At 51.5% G+C, this 18,013-nt stretch carries 16 protein-coding genes, 2 tRNA genes and 1 pseudogene; 17 read left to right on the plus strand and 2 right to left on the minus strand.

From position 1 onward, the window contains the following. Positions 1-3 precede the first annotated feature (3 nt). From LZP96_RS08965 to sdiA, 12 genes are all read left to right on the plus strand, one after another. Positions 4-3,354: a bifunctional class I SAM-dependent methyltransferase/glycosyltransferase gene (locus LZP96_RS08965; protein WP_064326590.1), complete on the plus strand. Its 3,351-nt coding sequence runs from the start codon at positions 4-6 to the stop codon at positions 3,352-3,354. A 65-nt stretch (positions 3,355-3,419) separates the two neighbouring features. Next, positions 3,420-4,580, plus strand: a complete 1,161-nt coding sequence (locus LZP96_RS08970) for a DegT/DnrJ/EryC1/StrS family aminotransferase (RefSeq protein WP_064326589.1) — start codon at positions 3,420-3,422, stop codon at positions 4,578-4,580. Further along, positions 4,577-5,743, plus strand: coding sequence for an ATP-grasp domain-containing protein (locus tag LZP96_RS08975; RefSeq protein WP_064326588.1), 1,167 nt, complete (start codon positions 4,577-4,579; stop codon positions 5,741-5,743). The genes LZP96_RS08970 and LZP96_RS08975 overlap by 4 nt, the downstream gene beginning before the upstream one ends. 10 nt (positions 5,744-5,753) lie before the next feature. Then, on the plus strand, positions 5,754-6,869 hold the full coding sequence (locus LZP96_RS08980; protein ID WP_064326587.1) for a Gfo/Idh/MocA family oxidoreductase: 1,116 nt from the start codon (positions 5,754-5,756) through the stop codon (positions 6,867-6,869). A gap of 22 nt (positions 6,870-6,891) precedes the next feature. Continuing rightward, positions 6,892-8,019, plus strand: coding sequence for an FkbM family methyltransferase (locus LZP96_RS08985; protein WP_064326586.1), 1,128 nt, complete (start codon positions 6,892-6,894; stop codon positions 8,017-8,019). Between the two features lie 98 nt (positions 8,020-8,117). Next, on the plus strand, positions 8,118-8,837 hold the full coding sequence (locus LZP96_RS08990) for an RNA polymerase sigma factor FliA (protein WP_064326585.1): 720 nt from the start codon (positions 8,118-8,120) through the stop codon (positions 8,835-8,837). Positions 8,838-8,891: 54 nt separating this feature from the next. Beyond that, positions 8,892-9,443 (plus strand): flagella biosynthesis regulatory protein FliZ, encoded by a 552-nt coding sequence (gene fliZ / locus LZP96_RS08995; RefSeq protein ID WP_064326584.1) that lies wholly within the window; start codon positions 8,892-8,894, stop codon positions 9,441-9,443. Between the two features lie 84 nt (positions 9,444-9,527). Beyond that, on the plus strand, positions 9,528-10,328 hold the full coding sequence (gene tcyJ, locus LZP96_RS09000) for a cystine ABC transporter substrate-binding protein (protein WP_064326583.1): 801 nt from the start codon (positions 9,528-9,530) through the stop codon (positions 10,326-10,328). Between the two features lie 108 nt (positions 10,329-10,436). Then, a complete protein-coding gene (gene dcyD / locus LZP96_RS09005) occupies positions 10,437-11,423 on the plus strand; it encodes a D-cysteine desulfhydrase (RefSeq protein ID WP_064326582.1) in 987 nt (328 codons plus the stop codon). 20 nt (positions 11,424-11,443) lie between these two features. Further along, positions 11,444-12,112, plus strand: coding sequence for a cystine ABC transporter permease (gene tcyL / locus LZP96_RS09010; protein WP_064326581.1), 669 nt, complete (start codon positions 11,444-11,446; stop codon positions 12,110-12,112). Continuing rightward, the gene (tcyN, locus tag LZP96_RS09015; protein WP_064326580.1) at positions 12,109-12,861 is read left to right on the plus strand and encodes an L-cystine ABC transporter ATP-binding protein TcyN; all 753 of its coding nucleotides are present in this window, start codon (positions 12,109-12,111) and stop codon (positions 12,859-12,861) included. Before tcyL ends, tcyN begins: the two co-directional genes overlap by 4 nt. 221 nt (positions 12,862-13,082) lie before the next feature. After that, complete coding sequence (sdiA, locus tag LZP96_RS09020; protein WP_064326579.1) at positions 13,083-13,805, plus strand: quorum-sensing transcriptional regulator SdiA; 723 nt, start codon at positions 13,083-13,085, stop codon at positions 13,803-13,805. 66 nt (positions 13,806-13,871) lie between these two features. Here the strand turns inward: sdiA and LZP96_RS09025 are convergent, their stop codons facing one another. Continuing rightward, complete coding sequence (locus tag LZP96_RS09025; RefSeq protein WP_064326578.1) at positions 13,872-14,096, minus strand: DUF2594 family protein; 225 nt, start codon at positions 14,094-14,096, stop codon at positions 13,872-13,874. A 13-nt stretch (positions 14,097-14,109) separates the two neighbouring features. Continuing rightward, a pseudogene (locus LZP96_RS24280) lies at positions 14,110-14,199 on the minus strand (hypothetical protein); the annotation flags it as partial. Positions 14,200-14,565: 366 nt separating this feature from the next. On the opposite strand from LZP96_RS24280, the gene uvrY reads away from it, so the two are divergent. From uvrY to LZP96_RS09050, 5 genes are all read left to right on the plus strand, one after another. Further along, complete coding sequence (gene uvrY, locus LZP96_RS09030; RefSeq protein WP_064326577.1) at positions 14,566-15,222, plus strand: UvrY/SirA/GacA family response regulator transcription factor; 657 nt, start codon at positions 14,566-14,568, stop codon at positions 15,220-15,222. Next, positions 15,219-17,051, plus strand: a complete 1,833-nt coding sequence (gene uvrC, locus LZP96_RS09035; protein ID WP_064326576.1) for an excinuclease ABC subunit UvrC — start codon at positions 15,219-15,221, stop codon at positions 17,049-17,051. The genes uvrY and uvrC overlap by 4 nt, the downstream gene beginning before the upstream one ends. A 56-nt stretch (positions 17,052-17,107) precedes the next feature. Further along, positions 17,108-17,656, plus strand: a complete 549-nt coding sequence (gene pgsA, locus LZP96_RS09040; protein WP_064326575.1) for a CDP-diacylglycerol--glycerol-3-phosphate 3-phosphatidyltransferase — start codon at positions 17,108-17,110, stop codon at positions 17,654-17,656. Between the two features lie 152 nt (positions 17,657-17,808). Next, positions 17,809-17,884, plus strand: a tRNA-Gly gene (locus tag LZP96_RS09045). A 51-nt stretch (positions 17,885-17,935) separates the two neighbouring features. Then, positions 17,936-18,009: transfer RNA gene (locus tag LZP96_RS09050), tRNA-Cys, on the plus strand. Positions 18,010-18,013 lie beyond the last annotated feature (4 nt).

Genomic DNA, 18,013 nt, shown 5'->3' on the forward strand with positions numbered 1-18,013 from the left:
AACGTGACGACACAGTATCCGAACTATCGGGTCAGCCCCGGGACCCTGCAAGCCGCTGCGGTGCTTAATCACCTGACAACACCCATGCCCGCGTATGCGCGCGTTATGGAGATTGGTTGTGGTTCAGCAACGCGTCTCATTATGCAAGCCTGGGCGCATCCCGAGAGTATCGCCATAGGGATTGATATTGACGAAGAGGCGATCCTGAAGGGGCAGCAGTTTGCCGCAGAGTTGGGATGTCGCAATATTGAACTGTTTGCTACCGGGTTAGGGGATTTGCTTGCAGCGGATCCCGGCGAGTTTGATTACATCATCATTCATCAGACCTTTGCTTTTCTCGGGAAAAGCGAACGTGAAGCGCTGCTGACATGGTGCCACGCGCATTTATCTGCCAACGGCGTTGTCGCCATAAAATGGTCAGTACTGCCGGGCAGTTTTGCTCGCATATCGTTAGGTGAAGCGTTGCGTTTCCACCTGGAGCGCGCAGAAGAGGGCAGCGACCTGCTGGCGTCAGCCCGCGCCATGCTGAGCTTTATGCTTTTAACGCTCGAAGAAAGCGCGCTGAAAAATGAGGTTCGTCTCGCGGAAGAGATGGACGATAACGCACTGATTCTGGCCTATTTAAGCCCGACAGACGGCGCCAGCACCCTGAGCGCGTTTAACGCACAGGCTGAACATATTGGGCTGCAATTCCTGGGGGATGTGCTGCCCCAGTCGGAACTGGGAAACTACTTTAACCCGACAATCGAACAGCTGCTGGGTGCCGTCAGCGATGGCGCTAGCCGAACCATGGCACAGCAGTATCTTGATTATGCCGTTCAGCGTGACGAACGCTTTACGTTGCTCTGTCACGCCAGTCGCACCTCTCCTCCGGTTAACCCGGATCTTGAGCAGCTCAAAAATCTGCATTGGGCAGGAAGCTTTGTGCCGGTCGAGCGGGATTCTGCAAAAGCGCCTAACGTATTCAGAAATAACAACGGCCGGATTATTCGTAGTGATAATGCCATTGTTATCAGAATCATGGAGCTGCTGGGTAACGCCTGGCCGATGTCTTTAAGTTTTGAACAGCTCGTGCTCAACTGCCGCGCACCTGAAACCAATAAGGATTACAACGAGACGGTGTGGGAGGCGTTAAACACGCTGTTTATGACCTGTGCGGACGGTTTTTTCTGGAGTGGCTCCGCTGGGGCATACAACGCCGCGCAAAATGATGAACTGGCGCTGGCAGGGTTACTGCCTTCAGAACGCCCGGAACAAAATATAAGCATGATGAATCTCTGGGGAGAGTGGGTTGCATTGACCCCCGAGGAGTGGACTTATCTGCGCTATGACATGAATACGGCCAGTCAAACGAACTGGGAGCATTACTCCTCATTAAAAATCAAAGGCTTGTTGACAGGATCGCCCGAGGCCTGGAAAAAGCAGCTGCAGGTGTTTCTGCGTGCGGGCATGCTCGACGTATTAAAATCACAGCTTTCTCTGCTGTTATTATTGAGCGTCGATAAAGAGCAGGGCGGGATGTTTCTGAAAGGAAATGCCGAACCCGAATTAGCCGACCCGGACGTGGATGCCATTTATGAGCATGCAAACAAACTGATCCATAAAGGCTGTTCAAAAGAGGCCCGGGAGTATGCCCGTGGGTTAATGGATAAACATCCAGATAATATTCACGTGCTGCGCTGTTTTTCCAAAACCTGTGTGCTGACCTCGGCCTGGGATGAGGCACTGGCATCGCTTTGCAAATTAATGGGGTATTACTTCTCCAGTCTCGATATTTATTATGACCTTGCCACGGTGTTGCAGCGTAAACGCGAATTCTACGGCTCACGTCAAATTATCCGTACGTTGCTTCGTCTGAATAAGAAAAATATCGATTACTGGCTTAGTCTGGCATCGCTTCATCATGCTTATGGAGATATGGCCTTAGCGGAAAAATGCTGCAGAGAAATTATGCGTTTTCAGCATCCGGGGGCAAGTTCTCTTGGGCTCACCGGCATTGTCCTGAGTGATAACCATAAAATGGCTGAAGCGCGCTATTTTATGGAAAAAGCCGTTGAACTGAGCAATTACAATTTTGGTTACTTCAGCAACTTACTCTTTGTGATGAGCCATGACGCCAGCGTAACGGCCGATGAGCTGCTGGAGAAGCATATTGAATATGGTCGCCGTGCTGACGCCTGGGCACAAGAGAGTGGGGTAAAACTGGTTCTCTCGAATACGCGAGATCCTCATCGCAAACTTCGACTCGGCTTTGTTTCAGGGGATTTACGCAAGCATCCGGTGGCGAATTTCATTCTGCCCTACTGGGATGCTATCGATCGTGAAAAATATGATCTGGTCGCTTACAGTACCCTGTTTCTGGAAGAGGATGACACCTATTGTCATCTTCGCCAGAGCGCAACGTTATGGCGTCAGGTTGATGCTATTAGTGATAGTGAACTGGCGAAACAGATAGCCGAAGACGGTATTGATATTCTGTTCGATTTATCGGGACATACAGCCTACAACCGGCTACCTGTATTTGCGTTGCGACCAGCTCCCGTTCAGATCACGTGGATTGGCTATCCCGGTACGACAGGCATGAAAGAGATGGACTATATACTTCTTTCGTCAAGCCTGGCGCAATCCGATACGCTTCAGCAGCAGCTGGTGGAAAAGGCAATGTTCGTCGCCACGCGCAAGAGTTTTGAACCCCATCCACTCAGTCCGGACATTAACCCGTTGCCCGCGCTGAAAAATGGCTATATCACCTTCGCCAGCTTTAACCGGTCTAAGAAAATTAACGACCAGGTGCTGGATGCCTGGGCGTCAATCTTAACGGGCTACCCCGAAGCCAGGCTGTTAATCGGTAATATGACCGATGCCGAAATGATTGCGGCCATGACGGAACGCCTGGAACAGCGTGGAATTTCTCGCGACAGATTACTTTTCAGGGGACTCGTGGAAATGGATGAGTACCTCGCGATACACAATACGATCGATATCTTACTGGATGCATTCCCGTATAGCGGCGGAACGACGACGCACCACGGTGCCTGGATGGGCGTTCCGACCATTACGATGAATGGGCCGACAATTCCCTGTCAGCAGGGCGTGGATATTATGCGTTCTTACAAGCTCGAACAGTTTATCGCGAATGATGAGGGTGATTATATTTCCAAAGCAATCGCCTGGCGTCAGCATATTCCAGAACTTGCTGAAATCCGTCGGGGGATGCGAGACCGGATCCCGGTAGACCACGTGCCAGATTTTAATATTGCCGAAAACTTTGAACGGGCGCTGCGTGAAGCGTGGGGAATTTATTGTCGGGGAGAAGAGCCGCATGCGTTTCTCATTACTGAACTGCATTCCTGACTCGCAAGGGTTAACTAAACCAGCCATATGGGCAAAATTTGACGGTATCATTGCCGAGGTAGGATATGAGTAAAATTTACGTAACCAGTCCGTTTTTGCCCCCTCTGGAAGAGTTTATCCCTTATCTGGAGCAAATCTGGCAAAATAAAACGCTGACAAACGGCGGGCCTTTTCATCAGCAACTGGAACAGGCGCTGGCGGAATATCTGGGAGTAAAGCACCTTTCGCTTTTTGCCAATGGAACGCTGGCCCTGTTGACGGCATTTCAGGCATTACGTCTGACCGGCGAAGTGATTACCACGCCGTACTCCTTTGTTGCGACCTCACATAGCTTACTGTGGAACGGATTAACGCCGGTCTTCGCGGACATCGATCCACACACCTATAATATTAATCCGGATCGCATTGAAGAGTTAATTACCCCTAATACCACCGCAATTTTGCCGGTTCACTGTTATGGGATCCCCTGTGATATCGAGAAGATTCAGAAAATTGCGGACGTGTATGGTTTGCGGGTGATTTATGATGCGGCGCATGCTTTTAATGTCCGTAAAAACGAGACGAGCATTTTAAATCACGGTGATTTATCTGTACTCAGTTTCCATGCCACCAAAGTCTTTAACACCTTCGAGGGCGGGGCCATTATTAGCCACGATCTCAAAACTAAACAGCGCATTGATTACCTTAAGAACTTTGGTTTTGCGGGTGAAACACGCATTGTGGCTCCCGGTATTAACGCCAAAATGAATGAGGTGGAAGCCGCATTTGGTCTTCTCCAGCTTAAACATATTGATAAAGCACTGGACGAAAGAAAGACCATTTATCAACGCTACTGTGAAATGTTAAACGGACTGGAAGGTTTAACATTTGTCGACGTACCCGATGATGTGAGCTGGAACCACGCCTATTTCCCTGTGCTCATCGAACCACATTTCGGAATGAGTCGTGATGGGGTGTATGAATTATTCAAAGCGGATGCCATTCTGACGCGTCGCTATTTCTATCCGCTCATCAGTTCATTTGCCATGTACAGAGGTTTCCCGACATCTGCGGAAGAACATCTGCCGGTTGCCAATGACATCGCCGAAAAAGTGCTGTGCTTGCCGATCTATCCAGGAATGACGCTGGAGGAACAGGATCGGGTCGTGAATGCTCTCAAGCGTGCTTCCCTGGTAGGCCAGGCACAGGGTAACGAACCGACGCCAGTGACGGAGATTGCGGTATGAGCCTGACGCGTACCGCCATGATCCTCGATGCAGGCTTTGCCTCGTTGCCCTTACAGCAGGCTATTAAAGCCGCAGGGTTTCGAACAATTGCCTGCAGCGGGAAAGCCCAGGATGCAGGGATGAAATATGCCGATGCCACCTGGGAGCAAAATTACGCTGATAGCGACGCGGTACTGGCCATCGCCCGCAAGGAAAACATCACGGCCTTGTCGCCTGGGGTGACGGACGTCTCGTATCTTTCTGGCTGCCGCGTGGCGCAGGCGCTGGGCCTTCCGGGCTATGACTCACCCGAGGTCAGCGATCTCCTTTTCCTCAAGGACCGCTTCAGGAAATGGGCCAGCGAGAAGGGATATCCTATTCCAGAAGCAGCCAGCAGCGTGCAGGAAGCGCGCACGATGCGGTTCCCGCTGCTGGTGAAGCCCGTGGACGCGTACAGTGGAAAAGGGATCTCATTAATTCATCGGCCAGATGAACTTGATGCGGCGGTACTCGTTGCGCGTGCTGCGTCGGCGGGCGGGGAATGTGTCATCGAAACATTCTGCCAGGGGGCGCTGTATAGCCACTCGGCATTTATTCGTGGGGGTGAAATCACCTGCGAGTTCTTTGTCGATGAATATTGCACGGTCTATCCGTGGCAGGTGAACAGCAGTTGTCTGAGTGTCAACCTGACCGAGTCGATGCGCAATCAGATCAGTGAATGTATGCAGGCCATGGTCAGTGATTTAGGCCTCGTCGATGGCCTCTTACATACTCAACTTATTGCCGACGAACGGCAGTTTTGGCTGATTGAAGTCACTCGCCGCTGTCCAGGCGATCTCTATTCGAAACTGATTGAGCTTTCAACGGGCGTTGACTACTCCCGCGAATTCGTTGCGCCTTTCATCGGGCAGACAAGTCAGTTTTCGCACCGTCGTCCTGCACGTCAGCGCAATATTGCCCGGCATACGGTCTCTTCTTTGCATCGAAGCCTTTACTTCGGTTTTGATTGTGCCCCTCTGCCAGCCAACCTTATTCAGGCGATACCGCTAAAACAGCCAGGCGATGAAATCGGCCCTGCGCCCGGAGATCGGGCAGGGTTAATTTTTGCCGAATTTAGCGATCTTGATGCAATGGCAAGCCATACGCCTGTGCTTAAAAACTATTTTTCTTTTTCTTCTTTGTAAGGACCGGACTATGAACAGGCCTCTATCTCTTGGGTTTATTGGCGGAGGAATCAATTCTGCAATTGGTCTTACGCACAAAATTGCCAGTCAAATGGACGGTCATTTCGCGTTGACGACGGGCTGTTTTAGTCGCGACAAGTCGCTCAGCAAACAGACTGGGCAGGCATGGGGCCTTCAGGATGACGCCATCTATACGAACGCCGCGACCCTGCTGGAAGAACAGCACGCGCAGATGGATGCCGTTGTTATTCTGACGCCAACGCCGGCCCATCGCGAAATTATTCTGGCCTGCCTTGAATACGGTCTTCCGGTGATCAGCGAAAAAGCCATGGTCGCCAGCGTCACAGATGCGCACGATATCGCCCAGCGCGTAGCGGACATCAACGGACAATTGTACGTCACCTATAACTATACCGGCTATCCGATGGTGCGCGAGCTGCGTGAACGGTTACGTCGCGGTGAACTGGGGAGCATTCAACACGTCATGGTGGAAATGCCTCAGGAAGGGTTCATTCGCAGCCGGGATGATGGAAGTGTGGCTCAGCCTCAGGAGTGGCGTCGGGTTGATGGTGACATTCCCACCGTTTCGCTCGACCTGGGTGTCCATGTGCATCAACTGGTTGAGTTTTTGACGGATAAACGTGCCGAGGATGTCTATGCGATTAATAGCACGTTCGCGCGCGTCCCGAATGTTGTTGATACGGTGAATCTGATTTCCCGTTACGGCGACGACATGGTGTGCAATTACTGGTACGGCAAAGCCGCGCTGGGTTACCGGAATGGTCTGCGGATACGAATTTATGGTTCTGAAGGCAGCGCCGAATGGCTACAAATGGAACCTGAATATCTCCGTCTTGCCGATGAACATGGGAATATCCGCCTGATTGACCGGACTGCCGGAGACAATACCGTGGCAAATCTGCCCCGCTATTGCCGTTTTAAAGCAGGGCATCCTGCCGGATTTATTGAGGCATTTGCAAACTATTACGCCGATATTGCCGCGAGCATACGTGGCGAGCCTACGGGATACAGCCTCAGTTGCGATACGGCCGTACGTGGGCTGGAGTTTCTTGAAAAAGCGCAGCAGAGCGCACTAACGTCTGCCAAAGTCGAAATATTACGTTAATTACGGGTGTGCTGAGGACTATATGACATTACTGGAACAGTTACAGGGTTGCGATAACGCCTTCTTCAAGAGCATTAACGCCATGCAATCCAACGAACGACCCATTGTGCTTTATGGGGCGGGCTGTTTGGGACAGATGACGGCAGAGTTTATGTTCCGGGAAAACATGCCGCTTCATAAAGTCGCACTCAACAGAAAATACATTACTGACGGGATGACCTTCCACGGGCTTCCGGTTGTGGCCATCGAAGATCTCATGAGTCAGCCTGGTGAGTTCAACTGTATCGTAGCGTTGCAGTATGTGAGCGACGCCTTGCAGGAAGAGCTACGTCAGGGCGGGGCAAATGTGCTTGTATTCGATCCCTCCTTTATCGGCGTCAGCACGAATCTATGGTATACCCCGTCATTTTGTGAAGAACACCGGGATGTACTTGAGCAACTGTACGCTAACCTGGAAGATATTCGTTCGCAGGAAACGCTTGTCGCGTTTCTTAAACAGCGTTTAAGTTCAACCCGGGGCTATTATCAGGCGATATACGAACCTGTACATTATTTCCCTTCCGATATAATTCGCCTGCAGGATAACGAAGTGTTTGTTGATTGCGGGGCCTACAATGGCGATAGTATTGGGGCGTTTATGCAGGAGGTGGCCCGTCAGCAGGTTGCGATGCCAGAAAGCGTTATTGGCTTTGAACCTGATGCCGGTAATTATGCTCAACTCTGTGAAAATACGCGTCAGTGGCCATTTTGCCAGCCAGTGCAAAAGGGCGTATGGGATGAAAAAACGGTTCTCTCATTCCAGTCGGGAAATGCACTCTCTTCACGCCTGGTGGAACAAAGCACCAACACGGTGACCATTGAACTGGATAGCATTGATAATATTCTGCAGGGGCGTAAAGCCACCTTTATTAAAATGGATGTCGAAGGGGCTGAACTAAAAGCATTGCAGGGCGCTGCGAGCACAATTCAGGACTGGAAACCTCTGCTGGCAATAAGTCTTTACCATAAGCCAGAAGATCTTCTGACCATTCCTCAATATATTGCGTCTCTCAGTGCTGATTATGTGTTTTATCTGCGCGGACATCACCCGGAACTGGCCTTTGAACTGGTTTTATATGCTGTGCCTAAGTCACGGTATATAAAGAAATAGGCAAATAACCCCCCATTTTACCCACTATTCATCCAATTGAACGCCCTGCAGAATCGGATAATCATGCCGATAACTCAATTAACGCAGGGCTGTTTATCGTGAATTCACTCTATACCGCTGATGGTGTAATGGATAAACACTCGCTGTGGCAGCGTTATGTCCCGCTGGTGCGTCACGAAGCATTGCGCCTCCAGGTGCGGCTGCCGGCGAGTGTGGAACTGGACGATCTGCTACAGGCGGGCGGTATCGGGTTATTGAATGCAGTTGACCGGTACGACGCTCTGCAAGGAACGGCATTTACGACTTACGCAGTACAGCGTATTCGGGGAGCAATGCTGGATGAACTGCGCAGCCGCGACTGGGTGCCGCGCAGTGTTCGCCGCAATGCCCGCGAAGTAGCGCATGCGATGGGGCAGCTGGAACAGGAACTTGGACGTAACGCAACGGAAACCGAAGTCGCGGATCGTCTGGGCATAGCTGTCGCTGAATATCGCCAGATGTTGCTCGATACCAATAATAGCCAACTCTTCTCTTATGACGAGTGGCGTGAAGAGCATGGCGATAGCATTGAACTGGTGACGGATGAGAACCAGCAGGAAAACCCATTACACCATTTACTGGAAGGTAATTTACGCCATCGCGTAATGGAAGCTATCGAAGCTTTACCTGAACGTGAACAACTGGTGTTGACGCTCTATTACCAGGAAGAGCTGAATCTCAAAGAGATCGGTGCTGTTCTGGAAGTAGGGGAGTCGCGGGTGAGCCAGCTGCACAGCCAGGCCATCAAACGCTTGCGTACCAAACTGGGTAAGTTATAGGTGAATCATTCACCCGAAAAATGCCGCACAACGTATTGACAACCAGGAGTTATCATGACGGTGCAGCACTCTAAAAGACGGCCTTTAAGCCGCTATCTCAAAGACTTTAAACACAGTCAGACGCATTGCGCACATTGCCATAAGCTGCTCGATCGCATCACGCTGGTACGTCGCGGGGAAATCGTGAACAAGATTGCGATTTCCCGCCTCGACACCCTGATGGATGAATCCGCATGGTCCGAAGAGCAAAAAGAGTGGGTGGCGCTGTGCCGCTTCTGTGGCGATTTGCACTGCAAAGAACAAAGCGACTTTTTTGATATCATCGGCTTTAAACAATTTTTGTTTGAACAGACTGAGATGAGTCACGGCACCGTGCGTGAATATGTTGTGCGCCTGCGCCGCCTCGGACAACATCTCACCGTAAACAACATCTCCCGCGATCTGCTCAAGACCGGTTATCTGGATGAGAATCTAGAGCCGTGGCTGCCTGCAACCAGCACCAACAACTACCGCATTGCTTTGCGTAAATACGCGCAATATAAAGCGCATATCCCCGCGCGGTCAGAGCAGAAAGTCTATGCAGAGACAACTTCTGATATATATTAATTATGAATAAGATGTAGCGCAGTTGCCTTTGACGTTGCAGGCGAAAGCTCTACACTGCTCAAAAACCACTATATCGGGGTATTTATGAAATTAGCACTTCTGGGTCGTCAGGCGCTGATGGGTGTGATGGCCGTTGCGCTGGTCGCTGGAGTGAGCGTGAAAACGTTCGCGGCGGAAAACCTGCTTAATAAAGTCAAAGAACGCGGCACGCTGCTGGTGGGGCTGGAAGGAACCTATCCTCCGTTCAGCTTCCAGGGGGATGACGGTAAGCTGACAGGTTTTGAAGTCGAGTTTGCCGAAGAACTGGCGAAGCACCTTGGGGTGAAAGCCTCCCTCAAACCAACCAAATGGGATGGTATGCTGGCATCGCTGGACTCGAAGCGTATCGACGTGGTCATTAACCAGGTGACCATTTCTGACGAGCGTAAGAAGAAATATGACTTCTCCACGCCGTACACCGTGTCTGGCATCCAGGCGCTGGTGAAGAAAGGTAACGAAGGCACCATCAAAACGGCAGCAGACCTGAAAGGTAAAAAAGTCGGCGTGGGTCTGGGCACCAACTATGAAGAGTGGCTGCGTCAGAACGTCCAGGGTGTGGATATCCGCACCTATGATGATGACCCGACAAAATACCAGGATCTGCGCGTCGGTCGTATCGATGCCATTCTGGTTGACCGTCTGGCTGCGCTGGATCTGGTGAAGAAAACCAAAGATACCCTGGCCGTTGCGGGTGATGCCTTCTCTCGCCAGGAAGCCGGCGTGGCGATCCGTAAGGATAACCAGGATCTGGTGAAAGCGATTGACGGAGCCATTGCAGAGATGCAAAAAGATGGCACCCTGAAGGCACTTTCCGAGAAGTGGTTCGGGGCAGACGTAACGCATTAAGTCCTGAAAGATAAAAAAAGGCGCTTTTAAAAGCGCCTTTTTTATTTCTTACGTCTGAACGTGCATAATAAAAAATGAATAGACAAAAATAGCGTTACCGGAGGTTTCATGTCATTGCAGAATTTAACGCGTTTTCCGCGTCTCGAATTTATCGGCGCGCCAACGCCGCTGGAGTATCTGCCCCGTTTTTCCGACTATTTAGGTCGCGATATTTTCATCAAACGCGATGACGTGACGCCGATGGCCATGGGCGGCAACAAGCTGAGAAAGCTGGAATTTTTAGCCGCGGATGCCTTGCGTGAGGGCGCCGATACGCTGATCACGGCGGGGGCTATCCAGTCTAACCACGTTCGCCAGACCGCCGCGGTGGCGGCGAAGCTCGGGCTTAACTGCGTGGCGCTGCTGGAAAACCCCATTGGTACGCGGGCGGAAAACTATCTCTCTAACGGTAACCGACTGCTTCTGGACCTGTTCAACGTGCAGATTGAACTGTGTGAGGCGCTCAGCGATCCGGCGGCACAGCTGAATGAGCTGGCCACCCGGGTTGAGGCGCAAGGTTTTCGTCCGTATGTCATTCCGGTGGGCGGTTCGAACGCCCTGGGCGCGCTGGGTTACGTTGAAAGCGCGCTGGAAATCGCCCAGCAGTGCGAAGGCGCCGTCAGTTTATCGTCCGTGGTGGTGGCGTCAGGTAGCGCAGGAACGCATGCCGGGCTGGCGATAGGGCTTGAACAGCTGATGCCTGACGTTGAGTTGATAGGGGTGACCGTTTCGCGCAGCGTTGCCGAGCAAAAGCCGAAGGTCGTTACGCTGCAACAGGCCGTGGCACAGCAGCTCGAACTCCAGGCGAAAGCCGACATTGTGCTCTGGGATGACTACTTTGCGCCTGGCTATGGCACGCCTAATGATGAAGGGCAGGAAGCGATAAAATTGCTGGCGCGTCTGGAAGGAATTCTGCTTGATCCGGTCTACACCGGGAAAGCGATGGCCGGACTGATTGATGGGATCACCCAGAAACGCTTTAAGGATGAAGGACCGATTCTCTTTGTGCATACAGGCGGTGCGCCAGCGCTGTTTGCCTATCATCCTCATGTCTAATTGCGGGCAGAACAAGACTCATGCAAGAAAGTATTCAGCTCATTATTGATTCTCTCCCGTACCTGCTTAAAGGCGCGGTATTTACCCTACAACTCTCGTTGGGCGGGATGTTCTTTGGCCTGCTGCTGGGCTTTATTCTGGCCCTGATGCGTATGTCAGCCATCTGGCCCGTTCGCTGGCTGGCGCGTTGCTATATCTCGATTTTTCGCGGAACCCCGCTGATTGCCCAGCTGTTTATGATCTACTACGGATTGCCGCAGTTTGGTGTCGAGCTGGATCCGATTCCGGCAGCGATGATCGGCCTGTCGCTGAATACCGCGGCCTACGCTTCGGAAACCTTGCGCGCCGCTATTTCGTCGATCGATAAAGGCCAATGGGAAGCCGCTGCCAGTATAGGCATGACGCCGTGGCAAACGCTGCGCCGCGCTATTTTACCGCAGGCCGCGCGGGTGGCGCTCCCGCCGCTCAGCAACAGCTTTATCAGCCTGGTGAAAGATACCTCGCTGGCGGCGACGATTCAGGTACCTGAGTTGTTCCGTCAGGCGCAGTTAATCACCTCGCGCACGCTGGAAGTATTTACGATGTATCTGGCGGCGTCATTGATTTACTGGGTCATGGCGACGGTACTGTCGACGCTGCAAAACTATTTTGAAAATCAGCTTAATCGCCAGGAGCGTGATCCGAAATGAATGCTATCGACGTCAAAAACCTGGTTAAAAAATTTCACGGACAAACGGTCTTGCACGGCATCGACCTGGAGGTGCAACAGGGAGAAGTGGTGGCGATTATCGGCCCAAGTGGCTCTGGTAAAACCACGCTCCTGCGCAGCATTAACCTGCTGGAGCAGCCCGAGGCGGGCACCATCCGCGTGGGTGAGATCACCATTGATGCTGCTAAGTCTTTCAGTCAGCAGAAAGGGCTGATTCGTCGTTTGCGTCAGCATGTCGGCTTTGTGTTTCAGAGCTTCAATCTTTTCCCGCACCGCACGGTGATGGAGAATATTATTGAAGGCCCGGTCATCGTTAAAGGCGAACCGAAAGACGAGGCGACAGCGCGCGCCCGTGAACTGTTAGCCAAGGTGGGGTTATCCGGCAAAGAGACCAGCTACCCGCGCCGTCTGTCCGGTGGGCAGCAGCAGCGTGTTGCCATTGCCCGCGCGCTGGCGATGCGACCTGATGTGATTCTGTTTGATGAACCGACCTCGGCGCTGGATCCTGAGCTGGTGGGGGAAGTGCTTAATGCCATTCGTCAGTTAGCGCTGGAAAAACGCACGATGGTCATCGTCACCCATGAAATGAGCTTCGCCAGAGACGTGGCGGATCGGGCGATCTTCATGGATCAGGGACGCATTGTGGAGCAGGGGCCCGCTACAGCGTTGTTTACCAATCCACAGCAGCCGCGCACGCGTCAGTTCCTTGAGAAGTTTCTTCTGCAGTAGCATTATCGAGTAAATTTGCTCCGGAACGCGCTTGCGGAGCAAATTATCTTTCCCTAAACGGAATTGAAATGCGCATTTATTCCACTTAGCTGCGATAAACCTGATGAAAGGTGGATGAATTATCATCCGCTCCGATATTTTGTATTAATAAATAAGTTTTATGTGTTAGTTTGTATTCACCATAATAATGAATATTTTATCAGGGGCTTCATTTAGTCAGTATGAGGGATTCAGACTTTTTCACATGGCGACGGGATTGCTTCCTCACGTTTCAGGAAATGGCCACAGCCGACGAGATATATCTCGAACTTCAACGACAGACACAAATACTCGAATTTGATTATTTCTCACTTTGTGTGCGTCATCCCGTTCCATTCACCCGGCCTAAAGTCTCGGTGCACTCCAGCTACCCGGCGGCGTGGATGTCACATTACAAGTCAGAAAACTATTTCGCCATCGATCCGGTGTTACGCCGTGAAAACTTTATTCACGGGCATCTTCCCTGGACCGATGAGTTATTCGCCGATGCGCAGGCCTTGTGGGACGGCGCGCGGGATCATGGTCTGCGCAAAGGTATTACACAGTGTCTGATGCTGCCAAACCATGCCTTAGGATTCCTGTCAGTGTCCCGTGCCAGTCAGTTTGGCAAAATGATGAATAACGAAGAAATAGAACTTCGATTACAAATGCTGGTGCAAATGGCATTAACTGCACTGCTGCGGCTGGAGCATGAGACGGTGATGCCACCTGAGATGAAATTCAGCAAGCGTGAGAAAGAAATACTGAAATGGACGGCTGAAGGGAAAACGTCGGCTGAAATTGCGATTATTCTTTCAATTTCTGAAAATACGGTGAATTTCCATCAAAAGAATATGCAGAAGAAATTTAATGCACCGAACAAGACACAGATAGCCTGTTATGCTGCAGCAACGGGGCTTATCTGACTGAACACCTGTTCTGCGTGTCAGACACGAAAACGGCTGAAGGCGATGCGTTCAGCCGTTTCCTTTTTACTGGCGGTAAGCTTGTTTAATTTGCTTAACCGTGCTGTTAAAAACATTCGCCTGAGCTTCATCTTCCAGCAGCGCGATTTGTTTTTCCATTTTAAGGATCACACGTCCCGCATCAGCCTGACCCATTGCCTGCAGCATCAGGGTAAGCAGCGCTTTCAGGCAGGAGATCTCCTGCGCCAGTTCTTGGTTATTTTCTGCAGTGGCGAATTCAGGTGTGCTCATGTGTTTTTCCTCATTATAAAACCGTGCTTTGCGCAACGATGAAAGTTATGGCGGCGGAGTATACCACAAGCCAGCTAAAAAAAAGCAGAGGTTGATTTTTGTACTTTTGTTCTGTTTGTTCATTGGGATAAACAAAAAATAAGGTTAACCTTTAAAAATCGGTCATTCAGGATAAATTGTTTATACTGAGTAAGTCGGTAGTTAATTATTGTTACAAAAATATTTGTTCTGTTTTTGGACTGCTAAGTATTCGACTTTTATCGTAACTTTCTGAACACACAAAGCTAAAGTTTGCCGCAGGGCCGCTAATTTCCTGGGTCACGCTTTCCACTTTGCGTACAGTCTAATTTCCAAAACCGAGAGCAAAATCGACATGCGCATTTTTTAACGTTTTAATCTTGCGATGAAAAACGGTAATATATAGCCACTTCGCTGTCAGTTGCGTTATCCCTATTCTGGAGAGTTTCCTTTGATCAACGTCCTTCTTGTTGATGACCACGAACTGGTGCGCGCAGGGATACGTCGCATTCTTGAAGATATAAAGGGTATTAAAGTCGCAGGTGAGGCCTGTTGCGGCGAAGATGCCGTGAAATGGTGTCGCGCTAACTCCGCAGACGTGGTGTTGATGGACATGAACATGCCGGGCATCGGTGGGCTTGAAGCCACCCGTAAAATCGCGCGCGCGTTCGTCGATACCAAAGTCATCATGCTGACTGTACACACCGAAAACCCGCTGCCCGCTAAAGTGATGCAGGCGGGGGCTGCGGGCTATCTGAGTAAAGGTGCTGCGCCCCAGGAAGTGGTCAATGCTATCCGCTCCGTGTATGCGGGTCAGCGTTACATCGCCTCTGATATCGCTCAACAGATGGCGCTAAGCCAAATTGAGCCAGATAAAACTGAATCACCGTTCGCCAGTTTGTCTGAGCGTGAATTGCAGATTATGCTGATGATTACTAAAGGTCAGAAGGTGAATGAGATTTCCGAACAGCTTAATCTCAGCCCGAAAACGGTGAACAGCTACCGCTATCGTATGTTCAGTAAACTGAACATTCATGGCGATGTCGAACTCACTCACCTGGCCATTCGTCATGGTCTGTGCAATGCGGAGTCGTTAATAAGTCAGTGAGTGATGTGTTCGATTCAAAATCATTTCTTAAAACCGTCACCAGCCAGCCTGGCGTCTACCGGATGTATGACGCTGGCGGGACGGTTATCTATGTCGGTAAAGCGAAAGACCTGAAGAAACGGCTTTCCAGCTACTTCCGCAGCAATCTTGCCTCGCGCAAGACAGAAGCGCTGGTGGCGCTTATCCAGCATATCGACGTGACCGTCACCCATACAGAGACGGAAGCGTTGCTGCTTGAGCATAACTACATCAAGCTCTATCAGCCGCGATACAACGTGCTGCTGCGTGACGACAAATCCTATCCCTTCATCTTCCTGAGCGGCGACACGCATCCACGGCTGGCCGTTCACCGCGGTGCGAAACACGCCAAAGGTGAATACTTCGGTCCCTTCCCCAATGGCTATGCCGTGCGTGAGACGCTGGCGCTACTGCAAAAGATCTTCCCGGTGCGCCAGTGTGAAAACAGCGTCTATCGCAACCGTTCGCGGCCGTGCCTGCAATATCAGATTGGCCGCTGTCTGGGGCCATGCGTGGCTGGGCTGGTGAGCGAGGAAGAGTATGCGCAGCAGGTAGAATATGTACGCCTGTTCCTTGCGGGGAAGGACGATCAGGTGCTGACGCAGCTGATAAGCCGAATGGAAAAAGCCAGCCAGGCGCTGGCCTTTGAAGAGGCCGCGCGAATCCGCGATCAAATTCAGGCCGTACGCCGGGTGACGGAGAAACAGTTTGTCTCAAATACCGGAGACGATCTGGACGTGATCGGGGTGGCCTTTGACGCAGGCCTGGCCTGCGTGCACGTGCTGTTTATTCGCCAGGGTAAGGTACTGGGCAGCCGAAGCTATTTCCCAAAAGTGCCGGGTGGCACGGAATCCGGTGAAGTGGTCGAGACTTTTGTCGGGCAATTCTATCTGCAGGGCAGCCAGATGCGCACGCTGCCCGCGGAAATCCTTCTCGATTTTAACCTGGAGGATAAAACCCTGCTTGCAGAATCACTGTCGCAGCTGGCAGGCCGCCGCGTCAATGTGCAGACCCGACCGCGAGGCGATCGCGCACGCTATTTAAAACTGGCGCGGACGAACGCTGCCACGGCGCTGACCACGAAATTATCCCAGCAGTCCACCATTCATCAGCGCCTGGCTGCGCTGGCGACGCTGCTTAAAATGCCTGAGGTCAGGCGGATGGAGTGTTTCGATATCAGCCATACGATGGGTGAGCAGACGGTGGCCTCCTGTGTCGTCTTCGATGCTAATGGCCCGGTGCGTGCAGAATATCGCCGCTATAACATTACCGGTATTACCCCAGGCGATGACTATGCAGCCATGAATCAGGTGTTGCGACGTCGCTACGGTAAGGCCATCGAAGAGAGCAAAATTCCTGATGTGATCCTCATCGACGGCGGCAAAGGGCAGCTTGGTCAGGCGAAAGCTGTTTTCGCCGAGCTGGATGTGCCCTGGGACAAACATCACCCCTTATTACTGGGCGTGGCGAAGGGGACCGATCGTAAAGCGGGTCTGGAAACGCTCTTTTTTGAACCCGAAGGGGAGGGGTTTAATCTGCCGCCGGATTCCCCCGCGTTACATGTCATCCAGCATATTCGCGATGAATCACACGATCACGCTATTAGCGGACATCGCAAAAAACGGGCGAAAGTTAAAAACACCAGTACACTTGAAACGATTGAAGGCGTGGGGCCAAAACGCCGGCAAATGCTGCTGAAGTATATGGGTGGATTGCAAGGCTTACTCAATGCCAGCACAGAAGAAATTGCAAAAGTGCCGGGTATTTCGCAAGCCCTGGCAGAAAAGATCTACTACTCGTTGAAACATTGATCGCTCTGTAGCAACATAGAGCTAAATTTTACTGACAACAGACAGTTACCGTCATCATGCGATTTAATATCCCTACGTTACTCACGCTTTTTCGCGTCGTGCTTATCCCGTTCTTTGTACTGGCGTTTTATCTGCCGTTTACATGGGCACCGTTCGCATGTGCGCTGATCTTCCTTGTTGCAGCGGTAACGGACTGGTTTGACGGGTATCTGGCGCGTCGCTGGAATCAAAGCACGCGCTTTGGCGCATTCCTGGACCCTGTGGCCGATAAAGTGATGGTGGCCATTGCTATGGTGCTGGTAGCCGAGTATTACCACACCTGGTGGGTTACGCTGCCAGCCGCCACCATGATTGCACGTGAAATCATTATTTCGGCGCTGCGTGAATGGATGGCGGAACTGGGCAAACGCAGCAGCGTGGCAGTCTCCTGGATCGGTAAAGTAAAAACCACCGCGCAGATGGCCTCGCTGGTGTGGATGCTGTGGCGTCCAAACGAGTGGGTAGAGTGGGCGGGTATTGGCCTGTTGTGGGTTGCGGCGGTTCTGACGCTGTGGTCCATGCTGCAATATCTGAACGCCTCGCGCGGCGATTTGCTTGAACAGTGATCGTTTCGACGTAATTTTCAGCAAACGATCGGGCTAAGCAAAAAATAACGTTGACTCAAAACGTCATATAAGTAGAATGCAACGCATCGAACGGCGGCACAGTTTGCCAGACGATAATGAAATCAAGTGATTAGGTAATTGCCTGATGACAAGCGGGAATAGCTCAGTTGGTAGAGCACGACCTTGCCAAGGTCGGGGTCGCGAGTTCGAGTCTCGTTTCCCGCTCCAAATTAAAAGCATCGGCAACAGCGGGTGCTCGTCGTAAGACACAAGATTTAAGGCGCGTTAGCAAAGCGGTTATGTAGCGGATTGCAAATCCGTCTAGTCCGGTTCGACTCCGGAACGCGCCTCCAATTT

It is taken from the genome of Huaxiibacter chinensis (assembly GCF_022171985.1).
GTDB classification, from domain to species: domain Bacteria; phylum Pseudomonadota; class Gammaproteobacteria; order Enterobacterales; family Enterobacteriaceae; genus Enterobacter; species Enterobacter chinensis_A.